This is a genomic window from Leptospiraceae bacterium, from assembly GCA_015075105.1.
In the GTDB taxonomy this organism is placed as follows: domain Bacteria; phylum Spirochaetota; class Leptospiria; order Leptospirales; family Leptospiraceae; genus JABWCC01.
Genome location: JABTUZ010000002.1, coordinates 661,300 through 678,324 on the forward strand (window position 1 = coordinate 661,300; position 17,025 = coordinate 678,324).

The following is a 17,025-nucleotide window of genomic DNA, read 5'->3' on the forward strand; positions in this document are numbered from 1 at the left end:
AAAATACATTTTCAAATATCCCCAAATAGTCCTGACTGATCATTTTTTTTTAGGTTTAATCTTTCTGATTTCAAGCTTTCTAATTTTTCTAATTGCCTTTTTCGGATTTCCTGTATGACCTCTTCTTCGTTTTCAGAAAATTTGGAATCTGCTTTTCCAAATCCGGGAAATTTTAAATCGACACCTTTTAGAGTGTGTAAAAAAGTAACAAGAAAATTTTCTTCTGTTGATTCAATGGAGCTTTTTGAATGATAGATTCTTTCTTTGATTTCAGGAGATTCTATTTCTTTTATAAGGTTCACTGAATTGTCTGAAACTCCGATAATAAGTAAGATCCCGGAAACATCTACAATCTGCAATTGCTTACCTTGAGATACAGGAAGACTTGATAGCACTTTCATCACTCCGTGAACAGGGTAGCGAGCATTTTTTGTTTTCGATAGAATTTTCAGTATATAGTACAATGCACCAATTAAAATCCCAAATACAATAAGAACTTTCACCAAGTTCCAAAGAATTCCTGACTCTTCTTCTTTCGGACGAAATCTTTCTTCAACAGGATTTACTTCTTGGGTGGGTTCTTTTTTGGGTTTAGATTCTTTATCCTTTTCGTTTAAGGATTGTAGTCCAAGTTCCTTTCTCAAGGATTCATCCATAGAATCTTTTTCTGATTGGCCAAAAATTCCACTTGTAGTAAAAACAAATAGAATAAGAATTAATGAAGAAAAAAACCGACTCTCCATAAATCAGGCACTCCTATTTCCCTTCACCTTTGATTCTATCTGTTGGGCTGACAATATCAGTTACGCGAACACCAAAATTTTCATCAATAACTACCACCTCACCTTTTGCAATGAGTTTCCCATTCACAAGTAGATCTACAGGCTCACCGGCAAGTTTGTCTAATTCAATAATAGAGCCTTCACCTAATCCAAGAATATCTTTAATATACATTTTTGTACGCCCAAGCTCAACAGTTAAAGCCATCTGAACGTCCATCAATAGATTCAGGTTTGTAGCTCCACTTGGAGAGCCTGCAGTTGATAAGGAAGGAAATCCTACAGACTTGATCCCCAATTGAGAAAGAGATTGTCCTGCACCGGGATTCATGTTGATATTCATCCCGCCTGTTCCTGAGTCTTGCTGTTTATTCACACCTCCTCTTTTGGAAATGGTAAGCATATCGTTTGCAGTAGATAGGGACAATAGATAATGCACTTTGAAGGAAGGTATTCCATCAATAGATACGTTTAAGGAAGTTCTAATTAAAGTTGCACCATCAGGGAGAATTAGGTCTGAAGGAGTTTTTACTACAGAAATATTTGCAGGAGTTCCATTCACCGAAGCATTCAACTTCAATCCTGTCTGAGCGGTTACTGTGCCTATAATCGGTGAAAGGCTATCTTTTAGAGTTTGAATTTGGGCTTCGTCCATTTCCCCTGTGGACATACCACCCATCATTACATTGATAATTTTAGATGCGTTGTCGATAGACATGATAAACGCAACTCTTCCCGAAAAAGATCCACTCAAATCTGAATACATGCAAATTGAGTTTGAGCCTAACTCGGCTTTTAGCTCTGCCGGCGTTTTTGTTTCAGAATTTGGGCTTGAGATTCTAACATTTTTGGAAAGAATCGTTCCCAAAGTATTTCCGGCCATAGAAAATGCAGAGCCAATCAATTCTGCAATTATATCTCTATCTACAGGAGATAGTGCATCCGATCCACCTCCACCCGTTGCTACGGCAGAGCCGGAAGTATCAAAGCTTGTTTCGTCTGCACCTTGCAAAAGTGCATCTATTTCATCTTGAGAAAGTGAACCTTCTCCCATATTTTTCTTTAGTCCCCACTGTAAAGCCTAAGAGACATAATTTATAGTTTTTTGTCACTTATATTTTTTTTTCTTTAAAAAAATTCTTTCTATTTGCATCCTGAAATTTTACTTATTTCTGTAGTCATTTTATTAATTGGGATAGGGTCTTTTTTATTTGGAGAAATATGAAAAGATTTTCCTCCTTCCGCCCATTCCACTCCATATCCTAATGCAGATACTTCCGTTCCGTAATTAGTCCCGACAAAACACAATGGGAATTCTTTTGCTGTGGAAACCGTAGTCTTCTCTAAGGAAATCACTCTAACCTGATTTTTTTCCTTAATATAAATAAATTTTGAATTTTCTGACCAAGTAATTATATCCGATAAATGAAAGCCTGTCCAAAGTCCAATTTCTTTAAACAGGTTATTTTCTTTTAAAAGCGAAACTACCCGTATATTAACACTTTCAGGAGATTGGTTTTGTTCTTTTGATGTTCCAATAGCCAACTTTTCACCATCCGGAGAAGGTATAGCAAAAACTATCACACTACTTCCTTTATTTTCTGTTAAAGGAATCGGATTTTTGTCTCCTATTTGCAAAATATATAGGCTTCCATTTTCTGTACCGTACTCATTGTTTGACGAGCCTTTAAAGAAAACGATCCTACCTGTCTTTTCGTGGTAATACACTGAGGTAGGTAAAATCCATGAATCTATGATTTCCGATTCCCAGACTTGTTTTATAGAATTTTTTTCTTCTATCTTGAATATTCTTAGTTTGGATTTATAATTTTTTTTGCGAGTTGTTCCATTCAAAGGATTCCAAGGGTCTTTTTCTTTGTACAAAAGTTCAAGAGTCACATAGCTTTTTCCAGTTTCAGACCAAGAAGGCTCCACTAACATAGTTGAATTTCTCCAAAAAAGAAGAGAGCAAGATGAAAAGCACATACTATATACCATAAAAAATAGCACTAATAGAAAAAATCTTTTTTTTTGTGCAACTCTTTGAAAAAGAGGGTAAACATATTTTAAAAGGGTATTAGACTGTTTTGTTGGCAGAGCCATGGAATTCAAAATTAATTTTCTATTCATACAATTATTTCCTCGCATAATTTATTCAACAAGTAAAGTACTGGTGTACAATCTATAACCATTCCAGTGAATCTCATCAGGATAATTTTTTTTCACCTCTGAAATTGCGTCTATAAATCTTTCTTTGAGAGATTTTTTTATTCGAGATCGTAAAAATAGATTTTTCAAAAAATAAACATTGCTCAAATCTTTTTGAGAGCCGATAGAAAACACCCCAGGCCCGTAATGGATTTTATTTATAAATTGAAGAGTAGCATTTATATCATCCGAGTAAAAGGACGTTTCGTGTAGATACGAAGAAGACAAAAACCAATTTCCTGTGCGTTTGCCAAATCGCTCAATATCAAGAAGAGGAGAGCCTCCGTAATAAATTTCTTTATTGTCTTTTAGTAAAATTTCTTCTTGAGATAGAATTACTTTTGAGTCGAATTTTTTTCCTGTTACAGTTTCTGCTTCTAGATTTTCCAATCTTTTCAATTTCAAAAACCAATCTTTAGAAAAGTTGGTGTTTTTCTTTTTCTCCAATGAAAAGTTGGGTGAAATATCTTCTGAAATATTGTGTGCAGTTCGATTCAATAATTCTCCGGGGTCAGTAACCAAATAGAAATTGTCGTCTTCTCTATATTCCAATGGGGCTTTAAAATGGTAGGAGCTTAAATACAAATACGTTAGGCGATTTTTGTCTAATTTAATTGACTTCCTGTATCTTTCTTCTATTGCTTCTTTCTGTAAAATTGCGTTCCCATTTTCTTGAAGATTACGATAATAGTCTGTTAGGCTGTCATAAACAGGACGATTGTCTTTGAACGCTAACTCTCCGTTGGACTTCCCGTTATAGAATTTTATAGAAAAAGTTTGCAATCCAAAATCAAAAACACTGAGTAGGGTTTGATTCTTGGGCAGTGCTTTGAAAAGCTCGTAAGACACAGTTTTGAATCTTGGGAGTTTCCCAAAATTTGAATTTTGGCCTATTATTCTTTCGTTCCACCCTCGAATTTTATCTTTGGCAAGTCCGAGATCAAAAAATACTTCTGAGTTGTTTGCTTTGAAAGACAGGTGTTGCAAGTAAGTTACCAATTGGATTAGCTCTCTTTTAGAAAAAGTTTCTATTGTGTTCTTTGATTTTTTTTCTATGACCGAATTCAAATATTCTACTAATTTTTTTACCTCAGTTTTTTGAGCCGTTTCGTAAAAAGAATATTTTTCGGGTAATTTTAATTTCAAAAAAGCAGTTTCTTCATCTAAAAATTTTAAATCTTTGTTTAAGAGGGAATACCTGAATTTTAGATATAAAAATCGTAAGAACTTTTCTTGAGTTGAGTTGTGGATAGAAGTTTCTTTTTGAACTTTTTCAATATATTTTTTTGCTCCAGAATTATCGCCTTTTTCAAGAAGACATTCAGCCCAAACAATCATCATAAGTTGAGCCTTGCTTAAGTTTCCTAATTCATTTTCTGTTTGTAGAATTTTATCGAACAATGAATTTATCTCTCCACTCAATTGCCCTGGAATTGATTCAGTTAAAATATAAAACAATAAACTTCTATCTATAGAGTTGATATAGTAAAGAGTCGATTTTCCATTTTCTAATTCTTCCGGTGATAGAAACAAAGGAATAAAATCTCTTCCAACACTTAGTTTTTTAAAAGTTTTAAGAATGTCTCTTTTGTAATCTCTCACTACGCTTTCAGAGAAAGTGTTCTCATCATTGTACAATTGTTGAACTTTCGTGTCGAACTTGTCCCATTCTTTTTTTACAGCATAATAATAAGCACTTCCGTCATCTTTTAAATTCATGGTTACCGGATTTTTTCCGTAAAGAAAGACCTTTTCGATTTTTGAAATATTTGAATCTTCTAATTCTGAATTTATTCCAATAGAGTTAGAGAGATTAGTCTCTCTATCCGGGTTATCGATAAGATTTTTCTGAAGAATTTTTCGTAATTCTGAGTATAAAAAAGGATTATTGTCTTTAGAATTGTTTTGCAGATAATCGGATAAGTTCTTATCGAAATCGATCAATTTTCCTGAGTAGATATTCCTGAAAAATCCAATGTTCTTTATATACTTAGAATTTGTAGAGTTGGTATTCTCTGAAACCTTGTCTTGAAATTCTTGATCAAACTTTTTACAGTCAAACTTTACTAAACCTAAAAAACAAGACTTCACTCTCGAATACAAGACTAAGTTTAACTTTTCTGCATCCTCTTTGTATTTTTCAATTAGTTTATCAAAATGTTTGAATGAGGATTCTTCTCTATAAATTTTTACTTTAGTAGAAGACACAAGTATTTCAGAATCTAAAATTTCCTTCTCGTATTTTTTATCGAGAGAATACAAAGCAGATTCATATTGAATTAGAGCTTCGCTTAACTTTCCTTTTTTTTCTAATTCTATTCCTGTTTTTAAGAATCTATCATAATCATTTTTATTTATAGATTCTTCTTTGTTGAAAATTTTACTGCCTACCAAAGAAATCAGACTAAGCTCATTAATAAAATTTTCATTTTGTAAAATTTTCTTTCTAATTGCCGTGTTGTCGTTCCCTTCACTAACATAGAAAATATCTCCGACTCCGGAAGAGCGAAAGACTTCAGACGAAAATGCAAGTTTTTCAAAATTTCTTTTTGCAAATTTAAAATTATTAACCAAGACTTTTGAAATACGAGTATTCTTTTCAAATATTTCTTTTAAATTAATGTAACCGGGTATAGATTCCCCAAAATAATTTCTTGTATAAGAAAAATCCAAAGATCCATCGAGAGTATCCGGGACATAACTATCGCTTCCTAGCGAGCTTTTTTTGAAAATCATATAGGATTCCGATTTGTTTAAAGCGGGCTGAATTTCTTTGTCACCGAGTATTGCAAAAGCTCTCTTTGTTTGCCCGCTTCTCATTTTCTTAGCGTTGTTATCGAGCTGGCTTGACAAGAAAGCATAACGGACTTTCAATACTTCTCCTAAGAGTTTCTCGCCGATTTTCATTTGTGAAAAATTTAATACAAAAGTGTTAGAATCTGGAATAATAATTGTTGTAGTGCTTTTCTGAATATCATTTTGAATTTTTGTTAAAAAATCTTCGATAGTTTTTTTTAGGTTTCCATCTTTTTTTTCTAAATTGGTGAAAGAGTTTTCTTCTTTTGATATTTTGTTTATAAGTAAATTATTTCCTATGTCTATAAATCGTAAAATCAATTCTCTCCCTGAGGGTTTTGGAATAGGGTTGAAGGTCATCGCAGGATCAAAGAAATGCGCTTTTTCTGGAAAACTTGTTTGAATTTGTTTTAGTTTTGTAAAAATCTTTTCGCGAACTTTTGCTTTTCTATTTGTGTATGTTTCTACGGATTTCTTATCTGTCCAGTTGGTTTGAATTTTTTGTTCCAAGAAGCTACTTTCTTCAAAAAGCCCTTGCAACTCCGAATACATTTTAGATAGATCGGCAGACTCAAAATTCAAATTTGAAAGAAGTACGCTTTTAAAAAAATTCAATTTTATAATTCTGTCTTTTGACTCAAACATCTCAGAGTATTTTTTCTGAGCTAAATATATTTTATTTTTTAGTATATGAATATCTTCAAAAATTTTATTGTTCAAAGTTAGAACTAATTCAGGGTTATTCCCGATTATGGATTCTGCTTCTAAAACTTTTCGTAAAGCGTCGTCAAACGATTGCTTAGTCGTATTTTCGTTATAAATAAATTCAGATTCTAAAATTTTCAGGTAGATCATTTCTTCTAAGAAATTTCCGTTGGAGGCAAGCTCTCCTGCAAACTGTAGATTTGTCCGAAAATTTTCTTTATCCCCGAGTTTTCTGTAAAGTTTGATTAGATTGATTAAGATTCTGGTTCTTTCTTTTTTAGAAAATGGATCTCCCGAAAGTCCAATCATACTCATTTCAATTTGAGAAGGGTTTTTCAAATACGGGAAACTTAATCCGAAATAATAGTTTGCTTTTAAAGACTCGCCTTGACTTTGTAAAAATTCTCCCTTGTAAAAATACAATACACCTAAGAGAGGCTCATAGTTATTCCATTCTTTGTAAAAATTATCTTCGCAGAATTCCTCTTTTTCTAATTCAGATTTTACCAATCCGTCTGTATCTATTCTTTCGCTACATTCGTTAAAATACTCTTTTCTTTCGTTTAAATATATTTCAATAAATTCATTTAGTAAACTCATTTTTGAATCTATGTCTGATTCTCGGGTAATAGTTTCAAGAAGGCTGACGCTTGAGTCTCTCAAGAATCTTCTTGCTTCTTCTGTGTTTCCTTCTTTTTTCCGCAACCTGAAAGATTCTAAAAACTTTTTATAAGAAGTGAAATAGTCTCCCTTTAAATAGTTGCTCGTAGCAAGCATCGGCTCCGTAAAATTGAGAATTCTTTTGCCTGCAACACTTTTTATTAGATCATTTGCTTGAATGAATTTTTTTCTTTTTTCAAATAATTTTGAAGCCTTGGAAAATTCGTTTCTTTCCAAAGAGTTTTCGATCATAATTCCCTTTGCGAGTAAATTGTGGTACTCAGGAGGAAAAGCTCCCGGAAACCTACCATCTCCAATAACTCGTACGCTATCCGGCATGAGGATATTCCAAACTGAAAAAGAAGTTAGCTTTTTGAATGTTCCCTTTTTATTTTGAATCGTAGCCTTCTCTGCTAATTTTGCATAACGATCCGAGTTTTTGAATTCTTTCCTTTTTTGATAGCATATCGCTATAGCATTGTACAAGCTGGAATTTTCTAAGTAATGGATTTCCCTGTTCATAGCGAGGGCTTTTTTGTAATAGCCTATTGCCTGACTGTATTCGAGAGACTCCATTGCCGCAAGACCGGTTAAGGCAAAAAGTAAACTAAGTTTTCTTTTTGCTTCATTTAATGGATTTGTCAATTCGTTTGATTCTTGAGTTAAAGTTTTGGCTTTGGAGTATGCGATATAATACTCATTTTTATAATAAGTTGATGTTGCTTCTTTCAACTCAACTAAAGCATTTTCAAAATCAGAAAGATAAATCAATGTTCTACCAAAATTAAAATGAAACAATGCTTTTTGTTTATAATTTTCAAATTGAGTTTTAGAAACTATAAATTTTTCCATTTTTTTAGTAATGTCGTAGTGTTCTTTTGCTCTTGGATAATTACTTAATAAAAAATAATTATTCGCAAGATTCAAATTCAAATCTGAAAGAACTTTCTTATTAGGTGAGTTTCCAAGAAAATTTAAAATTTGTCTATACAGCTCTATATTTTCTTCAAAGTGTTTGCCCGGAAAAAATTTCTCGTATTGAGCTTGGAATAATTCTTCTTCGGTGGATTCTTCATCTGAATTTTTTGAAGACCTTACAATATCTATATATTGGTACAACCAACCTAATAATTGGTAGGCATCGGTAAACATTGGGTCTGCAAAAATAATCCATTTTAATTCGTACTCTGCTTTTTTAAAATCTTCTAAGATAGAAGCTTTTCGAGCTTTAGTCATAGCTCCTGCGGAATAATACGCATTTTCGTAAATCACTCCTTTATTAATCAGATAATAAGCATAACCATAGAGAGATGCTAAATACAAATGAGGTCTTGCTCTGGGTAAGCCTTGCTTAAAGTGCAATTCAATTAGTTTTGTAGCTTCGTCGCCTAACACTTCGATTCCCTGTAAATCTCGAAAGTCTCCGAGTACTTTTAAATTTTTCACTCCTTTTACATCCGTAACTTTTGACAAGGCACCTGTTACGTTTCCTACAACATTGACCCCACCTTCCCCAAGTAGATTGATCTTACTCAAAATGCTTTTTCGTTTATCGTCTGCTAATTTTTCTCCGTAACGGAAAATTGATTCAACCATTCTTCTTTGATAGTAGATCGCATAATCGCGGTAGAGTGTGTCTAAAAATAAATTTTTTGATTTCAACAAAAACATATTTTCTGTGTTGTAGAAATAGTGAAGTGCAGCTTCTCTTAGGTTCCCAATTTTTTCGTGCTCGATGGCTTTATTTTCGTAATAACGAAAAGATTTTTCGATTTCTGCTTCTTTTAATTCTACCCCCAGAGCCGGGTCGTAATTTTCTAAATACAATCTCAACTCATCAAAAGAGCCACTAACACTACCGAGGCTTTCAAAATTTTTTGATTTTAAGAGATGACTTTTTAAAAACAGAGGTCTTGCAACCGGAACTTTATTCAAATAGCTATCAACTAAAGTATTGCTTTCAGAAAATTTTTTGGCTTCGTTCAAAGCCAATGCTTTAATATAAAGCATCAAAGCATCCATCATGGCAGAAACTGTTGGAAGTTTATTTTCTGTAATAATCTTTTCTGTTATTTGGATTTTTTCATCCGGTGTGCGATTTTGAGAGATTTTATTTTCGATATCTTTTTCAAGAATACTGATGTCTTCTTTTTTAGATATAGGGTCATTCATAATCTCGATATATTCTTTAGGTAAAATTGTAGAAGTACTTTGAAACTCTAAGGCTCCGATTTTTTGCTTAATCTCTTTTGATAAAAAATATTCCGGGTAGCTTGCCAACAACTCACGATAGGTCTGAATGGCAGAAGTTGTGTCTTGAGTTTTAAGCTCTACGTCTCCTATATGATTTAAAATTGCCCCGGATACATTCCTATTGATTGAAGGAGTATTTCTAACTTGCTGAAAATATTTTTTTAATAAAGGCAGTTGATTTTTATTTTCTTCTTCCGACTTATAGCTGATGTACAAAGCGTGAGAAAGGGCATGGTTCGGGTCTAATTTCGTTTTCTCCATTTTTTTTAGAATCTCATCGGCAAATTTAGAATTCCCTGATTTCTTACTCTCTTGAACTTTGATCAGTTCTATTTTGGAATTGTAAATTGGAAATAATTTATCTTCTCCAAAAAATAATTCGACTGAATCCAAAGCTAAAAGGAAACTTTCATAGGAATGTTTTTTTCTATATCGAAGAGAGTATTCCATTTGCGAATCAATTGTATCTTGCTTTGGGACAGAACCGGATGCAGGAATAAAATAAATATTGATTGAATTGTGCAAAGATTCAGAAAATAAAATACTTCCACCGTTAAAATTGGAGTATTTTGTATCAAATACGGAGGTCTTTCCTGAAGAAAATAACTTTTCGATTTTATTTTCTAAATTGACCCGAACGATATAACTATTATCTCTTTCGTCTAACTTCCCATTTTTGTTGGTATCTTTTCTGATTGAAGTATAAAATAAATACTTTCCGTCGATTGACAAAGAAGGAGAGAAGTCCATATAAGAGTCGTTTGTGAGACGCTCTTCTTTTCCAGTGCTAAGATCATAGAAATATATCTCTCCATTAGGATCGTCTTTGAAGGATAAAAATACGATTTTTTTTCCGTCGAATGACCAAAAAGGTGAAGCTCCTCCTTCTTTAGTTAAAGGCTTCATTTCATTTTTTTTCTTTAAATCAGCTAACACTAAATTTTGTTTTCCGGGTGAAAATCTTTCGCTGGAGAATACCAAGAAACGAGAGTCGGGAGAAAAAGCAGGATCGGTATCAACTAACCTCTCTTTTCCTGAAGATTTTATGTAATCAGGATTTGTGATCACTTGGTAATCAGAAACTTCTGGTTGATTTCCTTTAGCAATTTCACTCACCCACTTGGAAGGATTAATTTTTAGAATAGCAATATCTCCCTCCGAATCAAATTCTTCAGTAACATAAGCGAGAGTTTTTCCGTCCGGACTAATCGCAGGTTTATATTCGTGAGATGGGTGTCTTGTAACAAGACTCACTACAGAGCTTTTTAAATCTCTAAACCAAATATCATTGTTCCCTTCTTGATCTGTGGTAAAGAAAAGAAAATTCCCATCAAATGTAGTAGAGTTGTAGAGATTGTGTCCTCTGTGAACAGTTAAAGGAAAAGGTTTTTCGTTTGAAGGAGTAAAATAATTTTTAGATATAGAAGAATATTCAAAATTCAATGGTTTGATTTTTACGGATTTTTGAAATAAGGCACATTGGAAAAAGGAAAAAGAAAAAAATACAATTACAAGTTTTCCTAAATGTTGAAAATTCATTATTACTCCCCTTCTCGGATAATGCTGTAAAAGTTCACAAGAGAATCAAGGGAAATTTATGACTTATAAATCAAATTCTTTCGAAGTAGGTTTGCTAAATCTGATTTATTAAAAGGTTTTTTAATGCTGTCTGTAAACCCATAAATTTTCGGATTTGCAATAACCGGATCACCAGAATATCCGCTTGAAACAAAAACAGGAATATCCGGATCATATTTTCTAATTTCACCAATTGTTTCTAATCCACCCATTGCACCAGGGATTGTTAAATCAAAAATCATCCCTACAAATTTTTTACCTGAATTCAAGGAATCTTTAAAACAGGATATTGTCTCACTGCCATTTTTTGCACATACAACGGAATACCCAAAAGACTTCAGCATTTCGCTAATTATTTCTAATAATATTTCTTCATCGTCCATTATTAAAAAATTTCCTTCACTACTATAGTGGGAATTTTCAGAAGGAGTTTCAAAATTAAAATTGTCTTTCAATGCAGGGAGGGCAAAATGAAAAATGGAGCCAACGCCTATTTCTGTTTCAACATCAATACATCCTCCATGTTTGTTTATGATAGAATAAGACGAAGCAAGACCAAGACCGTGCCCCTTGGGTTTTGTAGTAAAAAAAGGATCAAATATTTTAGAAAGAATGTCTTTTGGAATTCCTGTACCTGTATCTTTTATAGAAATTTTTACATAGCATCCTTCTTGAAGAAATGAATGTTCATTTTCTTTTATGGTGCAATTGTTTGCTGTAATATCAATTGTTCCACCTGTAGGCATTGCTTGAAGAGCATTGATGATTAAATTATCAATCACCTGTCCTATTTGATTTTTATCAAATTCACAAAGAAATAGATCATCCGGAATTTGAAAATTGCACTTAACATTAGAGCCACTCAATGCAAAAATTACAGTTTCTTTAATAAAAGGTTTTAATTTACCAACCTTCTTAATCGGAGCTCCACCCATTGCAAATGTCAACAGTTGTTGAGTTAAGCCGCGAGCACGATCTATTGTACTTTTTGCTTTTGTTAGATATTCTGAAACTTTTTCGTCAGTGGATAAATTGAGTCCGAGATCTATATAACCAAAAATACCGCCAAGAAGATTATTGAAGTCGTGAGCAATTCCCCCTGCGAGTACACCCAATGATTCAAGTTTTGTTGTGCGTTGAATCGAATCCAAAAGTTTTTGTTTTTCAGTCATATCACGGAATACAAGCACAACTCCATAGGTATTATTATTGTTATCTATAATAGGTGCACCACTATCGGCGATAATTCTCTCACTACCGTCTTTAGATAACAAAAGAGTGTGATTTTCTAATTCAACTACCTTCCCTGTTTGCAACGCTCTTTTTACTGGATTTTCTCGAGGCATTCTGGTAAACTCATTGATAATTTTGAATACTTCTTCAACAGGTTTCCCTTGTGCTTCGCTTTGAGTCCAACCTGTAAGTGTTTCAGCAATCGGATTCATTACTACAATATTTCCAGATAAGTCTGTAGTAATTACTCCATCACCAATACTTTTCAAAGTAACTTGCAGTCTTTCTTTTTCAGAAGAGATTTTATTTTCGGCGAGTATTCTTTTGTATTCTTCTTCTCTTCGTTTTGTTTCTGCTTTTTTTATTAATAGTGATGACCAAACAATTCCGATTATACCGAGTAACCAAATAGCACTATGACTGAAACTCGTATTGATTTCTGCATTTTTAATTTGTTGGTAATAACCAGTTAATGGAAGATTGATTCCAGTCGCCCCTCTCATATCTCCGATTTTATACCCTAAAATTCCATGGCATTTTTCACACCCAGGCTCCATATACATTGCTCTCAAATATCGTAGATGGGGCTGTCCATTGATATTTGCAATTTCCCATACTTCTTTTTTTTCTTCTGCGGTAAAAGATATGAGTTGGTTTTTTTCCCAAGAATCGGGAGCATTCCCAGGATTTAAAAATTTAAGACCGGTAATTCTTCCTCGAATTCCATAGTCGGCGGCGTATCTATCCATAATCTGTCTAAGCATTGATGCCGGATTTAAAAGAGTCAACTTTTTGCCATCAAGTGTAACAACATCTCTGTCCGGTACATGGCTTAACCATTCAACTGATCCTTGGGTTTTTGTAATTGGGACATAGACTCCACCATGCTCTGTAGCCCATCTCCTAAAAGTACGATCTTTATTAATATTCGCTTTTGCTTCTGAATAGGCTCTTTCCATTCCGTCTATTTTAATATATTGTAGATTCCAGAAAAGAGATAGTCCGACCATTAAAGTCCAGATGAAGCCCACAATCAAGATAATTCTATTAATCAATCTATAAATGGCACACCTCCAAAAAGTCTTTCTTGAAAAAGCAATTATTTAATAAACCAATAAAAGTGCCATTTTCTAGCGTTGTCCAGCTCTTGTCCACAAGGACTGGACAGTAGCGTCATAAATGACGCACCTACCCAAATGTCTTTCTTGTATATACGATCAAATACTCGGATAAATCGCCACTTACTATCGACCTCGGTCGGCATTTGCAAATCAATAGCCGGGCAGAAGCATCATAAATAGAATTATTTATGAGTTTTGAGTGAAAATTTATAAGTACTAAAATCTCTCACAAGCAAGACGAAATTTAGCTAAGTGTATTAGATTTTTTTATTAATGCAAGAAGAAAAAAAGCATTTAGAAATTTATGATATTTTAATTTATATGATAAATTTTTGAAAAATCTATTAGGTCGGCCCTTTGTATGAAAAAAGAGCCGACTCTATGTATTTATAAAGGAAGAACCGGGTAAGTTACAGTAATAGGCCTTACATCCGTTAGACTTTTCATAAATTCTACTAAATCTTTTTTCTCTTGTACGGTTAGCGCAAGAGGTTTCATTTGTGGGTCTAAGTTTGTTTTATCGTCACCACCACGGTCGTAGTGTTCGATTACTTCTTCAAGAGTTTTGTACATGCCGTTGTGCATATAGGGAGCCGACAGAGCCACATTTCTTAATGTAGGAGTTTTAAATGCACCTAAATTCATCTGAACCTTAGTGACTGCAAATCTGCCCGGATCCGGTTTGTCTTTTTTAATACCCAGATTATGAAAATTATTATTCGTAAAGTTAAACCCGGAATGGCAAATAACGCATCTTGCTTTTCCTTCAAACAAAGCAAATCCATTTTTTGCAGAGTCACTAATCGCATTTTTATTTCCGGCTCTCCATCTGTCAAAAGGAGAATCTCTGGCAACAATAGTTCTCTCGTAACTTGCAATAGCTTTTGTAATCGTTGCAAGAGTAATCCCTTCTCCGGGATAGGCTTTGTCAAATAAGATTTTATATCCTCCGATTGCAGATAATTCTTTTACAAGTTCATCTACATTTTGATTCATCTCACCCGGTGCTTGAATGGGTCCGGCTGCCTGCTCTTCCAAGGTAGCTGCACGCCCATCCCAAAATTGTGTTTTTTGAAATGCAGTATTGTAAATGGTTGGAGAGTTTTTGTCTAAAAATTTCATTCCGTGCCCGAGTGCAGTAGGAAGACCATCAGAAAAGCCAAGACCGGGATTGTGGCAAGTAGCACAACTAATCCAATTGGATCCGGAAAGTCTCGGATCAAAATACAAACTCTTACCAAGCTCAATTCTTTCAGGAGTGAGTTTGTTATTTTCAGGTGTAGGAATAAGGGCTGGAACCTTATAAGGATCGTCTTTTTTCTGGCAAAAGAGCATCGTCAATAAAAGTGTCGCTATTAGGATGATCGTTTGTATTCTTTTATTCATTTTTTTCTCCGATAAGTGTTAGTCTGTTTTTATGAAGATATTAGCAAGTGAAATTTTATTTTTTTACTGTAGAGAGTTATATTATTTTACTTTCATTTTCCAGGGGTATTGTGAAATAAAAATTACTGCCTTTACCAAAGGTACTTTCTACCTGAATTTGTCCTCCTTGTTTTTCTATAAATTCTTTACAAATAAGCAGCCCAAGTCCAGTGCCGGTTTCGTTTTCTGTTCCTGTTTTTTGGTATAGAGATTCTAATTGAAATAATTTTTCTAAATTTTTTTGCTCGATCCCAATCCCGGAATCTATAATTTCTATTTTTAGAAATTTGTCAAAAATCGAGCTTCTTACAGTTATCATGCTATTCGGGTGAGAAAACTTCATAGCATTTGTTAATAAATTTCTTAATACGGTACTTAATAAAGACGTATCTGTGTATATCGTGTCGTCTTCGCATAGTTCTGTTTCAATTTGTATTTTCTTTCTGATTAAGTTGGCAGATAGAAGTGGTAGTGTAGAATTCAATACTGCTCGAAAAGAAATATTTTTCGGCTTGTATTCAATTTGCTTACTTTGTGATCTTGCCCAAAGTAATAAATTTTCCAATAACGCAAGAGCTGATTTTGTAGCACCTTGAATCATTGTCAGATATTCAGTTTGCCCTTCTTTACTAACTCCATCTTTTACTTCTAACAAAAATAATTCTACAAGTCCCAAAATTCCGTTAATAGGATTTTTTAAATCGTGACCGATGATACTGAAAAATCTGTCTTTGGTTGCATTGGCTATTCTCAACTTTTCTTCTATTTCTTTCAATTCGGTAATATCCGTCCGGATCGATATATACTCGTAGATTTTTCCTTCTATATTTCTAAACGGAACGATGGTGGACTCAACCCAGTAAAAGCTGCCGTCTTTTCTTTTATTTTTGATTTCTGCTTTCCAAACTCTTCCTTTCATCAAAGATTTGTACATATCTTTGAAAAATTCTTGTGAGTGGTATCCCGAATTTAGAATACGATGATTCTGACCAATCAACTCTTCTTTAGAATAGTAGCTAATTTCGCAAAATTTGTCGTTAGCGTATAAAATTTCACCTTGCACATTTGTGATAGCAACGATCGCATGCTCGTCTAACGCATGTTTCTGGTTGGACAATTGGCTAAGCGCATTTTTTGCTTCCATTTCACTTTTTTGGAATTTATCTGTCATTTTTTCTGCGAGTGAAATCGCATTTTCTTTTGTGTGGATTAAAGATGCCCAAACAATTGTTACAAGAAAACTAATTAGAATTCCTGTAAGGAAAACAATGAGGGGCATGTCCGAGTTACTTCCTTTTTTGAACTCCGGTAGAGGCACTACTTTGATAGACCAAGTTCTGCCCGAATGGTTTATGTTGAATTCCTTTGTATAAGAATATTTCTTGTAAAACTTTTCAGTGATTTTATCTTCATTGTGGTTTTGAAATATATTTCCTGAATCATATAAGATGGTAGATTTCTTATTTTTGTCTTCTTCAAACACTACAAAATCTGCAAGATTCCCTAAGCTCTCTGAAATTCCTTTTAATAATTCGTTTATTTGAATTGGTGCATAAGCCCAACCAATTAAAGAATTCCACCTCTCTTTTTTTTCTGTTCCGTAAATATTTTTTTTGAAAATAGGGGATAGCATTAGAAACCCGGGAAGCCCTTTCAAATCTTGGATGAGATTAACTTTTTTTGTAAGTATAGTTTGATTTTTTTCGATAGACTCAATTGCAGCTTCTCGTCTATTTATTTCCGATCCAATATCCAATCCTCTCGCAAGAATATTTTTATTGTATGGCTCAATGTATTCTATTATAAACAATTCAGGGTAGTTGCCTTGTGTTTTTAGCTCAAAGTTTGATGCTCCGTCTGATTTTGTATTGATTAAAAACTGCGGCAGTTTTGAGCGAGGTACATAACGTATAAATCCATAGCCTAAGACTCCCGGATACTCTTCCAATGGAAGCTCACTGACATAACGTTTCCATTCACTTCGGCTGACATGGTCGGATGCATAAAAGAAACCTGCCATTCCTTTTAGAGTTCTGGAATGGATGTTTAATCTGCTATTAATAGTTTGACGGACTTGATCGGCTACATTATCAAAGCGTATTTGATTGGAGCGAGTTACTTGAGCATGGGCTATATAAGAAATTAACGCTGAAAAAATTATTCCTGAAACAAAGATTACAAAAAATAAATACCACTTAAATAAAAAGCTAATTAGCCGTAGGAAGATTTTCTTTTTTGTTAAGAAGTATAATGAGCTCAAGGGGCAA

General features: G+C 33.6%; 7 protein-coding genes. All 7 read right to left on the bottom strand.

All coding sequences use genetic code 11. From position 1 onward, the window contains the following. Nucleotides 1–11 precede the first annotated feature (11 nt). Nucleotides 12–743 (bottom strand): FliO/MopB family protein, encoded by a 732-nt coding sequence (locus HS129_13000; GenBank protein ID MBE7412955.1) that lies wholly within the window; start codon nt 741–743, stop codon nt 12–14. Between the two features lie 13 nt (nt 744–756). After that, on the bottom strand, nt 757–1,833 hold the full coding sequence (gene fliN / locus HS129_13005) for a flagellar motor switch protein FliN (protein MBE7412956.1): 1,077 nt from the start codon (nt 1,831–1,833) through the stop codon (nt 757–759). An 89-nt stretch (nt 1,834–1,922) separates the two neighbouring features. Then, complete coding sequence (locus HS129_13010) at nt 1,923–2,909, bottom strand: hypothetical protein (protein MBE7412957.1); 987 nt, start codon at nt 2,907–2,909, stop codon at nt 1,923–1,925. A 21-nt stretch (nt 2,910–2,930) separates the two neighbouring features. Beyond that, on the bottom strand, nt 2,931–10,940 hold the full coding sequence (locus tag HS129_13015; protein ID MBE7412958.1) for a PD40 domain-containing protein: 8,010 nt from the start codon (nt 10,938–10,940) through the stop codon (nt 2,931–2,933). 56 nt (nt 10,941–10,996) lie between these two features. Further along, on the bottom strand, nt 10,997–13,267 hold the full coding sequence (locus tag HS129_13020; protein ID MBE7412959.1) for a DUF3365 domain-containing protein: 2,271 nt from the start codon (nt 13,265–13,267) through the stop codon (nt 10,997–10,999). A 453-nt stretch (nt 13,268–13,720) separates the two neighbouring features. After that, on the bottom strand, nt 13,721–14,719 hold the full coding sequence (locus HS129_13025) for a c-type cytochrome (GenBank protein MBE7412960.1): 999 nt from the start codon (nt 14,717–14,719) through the stop codon (nt 13,721–13,723). Nucleotides 14,720–14,795: 76 nt separating this feature from the next. Further along, nucleotides 14,796–17,018, bottom strand: a complete 2,223-nt coding sequence (locus HS129_13030) for a CHASE domain-containing protein (protein MBE7412961.1) — start codon at nt 17,016–17,018, stop codon at nt 14,796–14,798. Between the last annotated feature and the right edge of the window lie 7 nt (nt 17,019–17,025).

Excerpts from the sequence above, each read along its gene's own strand:
- HS129_13000 (MBE7412955.1), bottom strand. The coding sequence starts at position 743 with ATGGAGAGTCGGTTTTTTTCTTCATTAATTCTTATTCTATTTGTTTTT.
- fliN (MBE7412956.1), bottom strand. The coding sequence starts at position 1,833 with ATGGGAGAAGGTTCACTTTCTCAAGATGAAATAGATGCACTTTTGCAA.
- HS129_13010 (MBE7412957.1), bottom strand. The coding sequence starts at position 2,909 with ATGAATAGAAAATTAATTTTGAATTCCATGGCTCTGCCAACAAAACAG.
- HS129_13015 (MBE7412958.1), bottom strand. The coding sequence starts at position 10,940 with ATGAATTTTCAACATTTAGGAAAACTTGTAATTGTATTTTTTTCTTTT.
- HS129_13025 (MBE7412960.1), bottom strand. The coding sequence starts at position 14,719 with ATGAATAAAAGAATACAAACGATCATCCTAATAGCGACACTTTTATTG.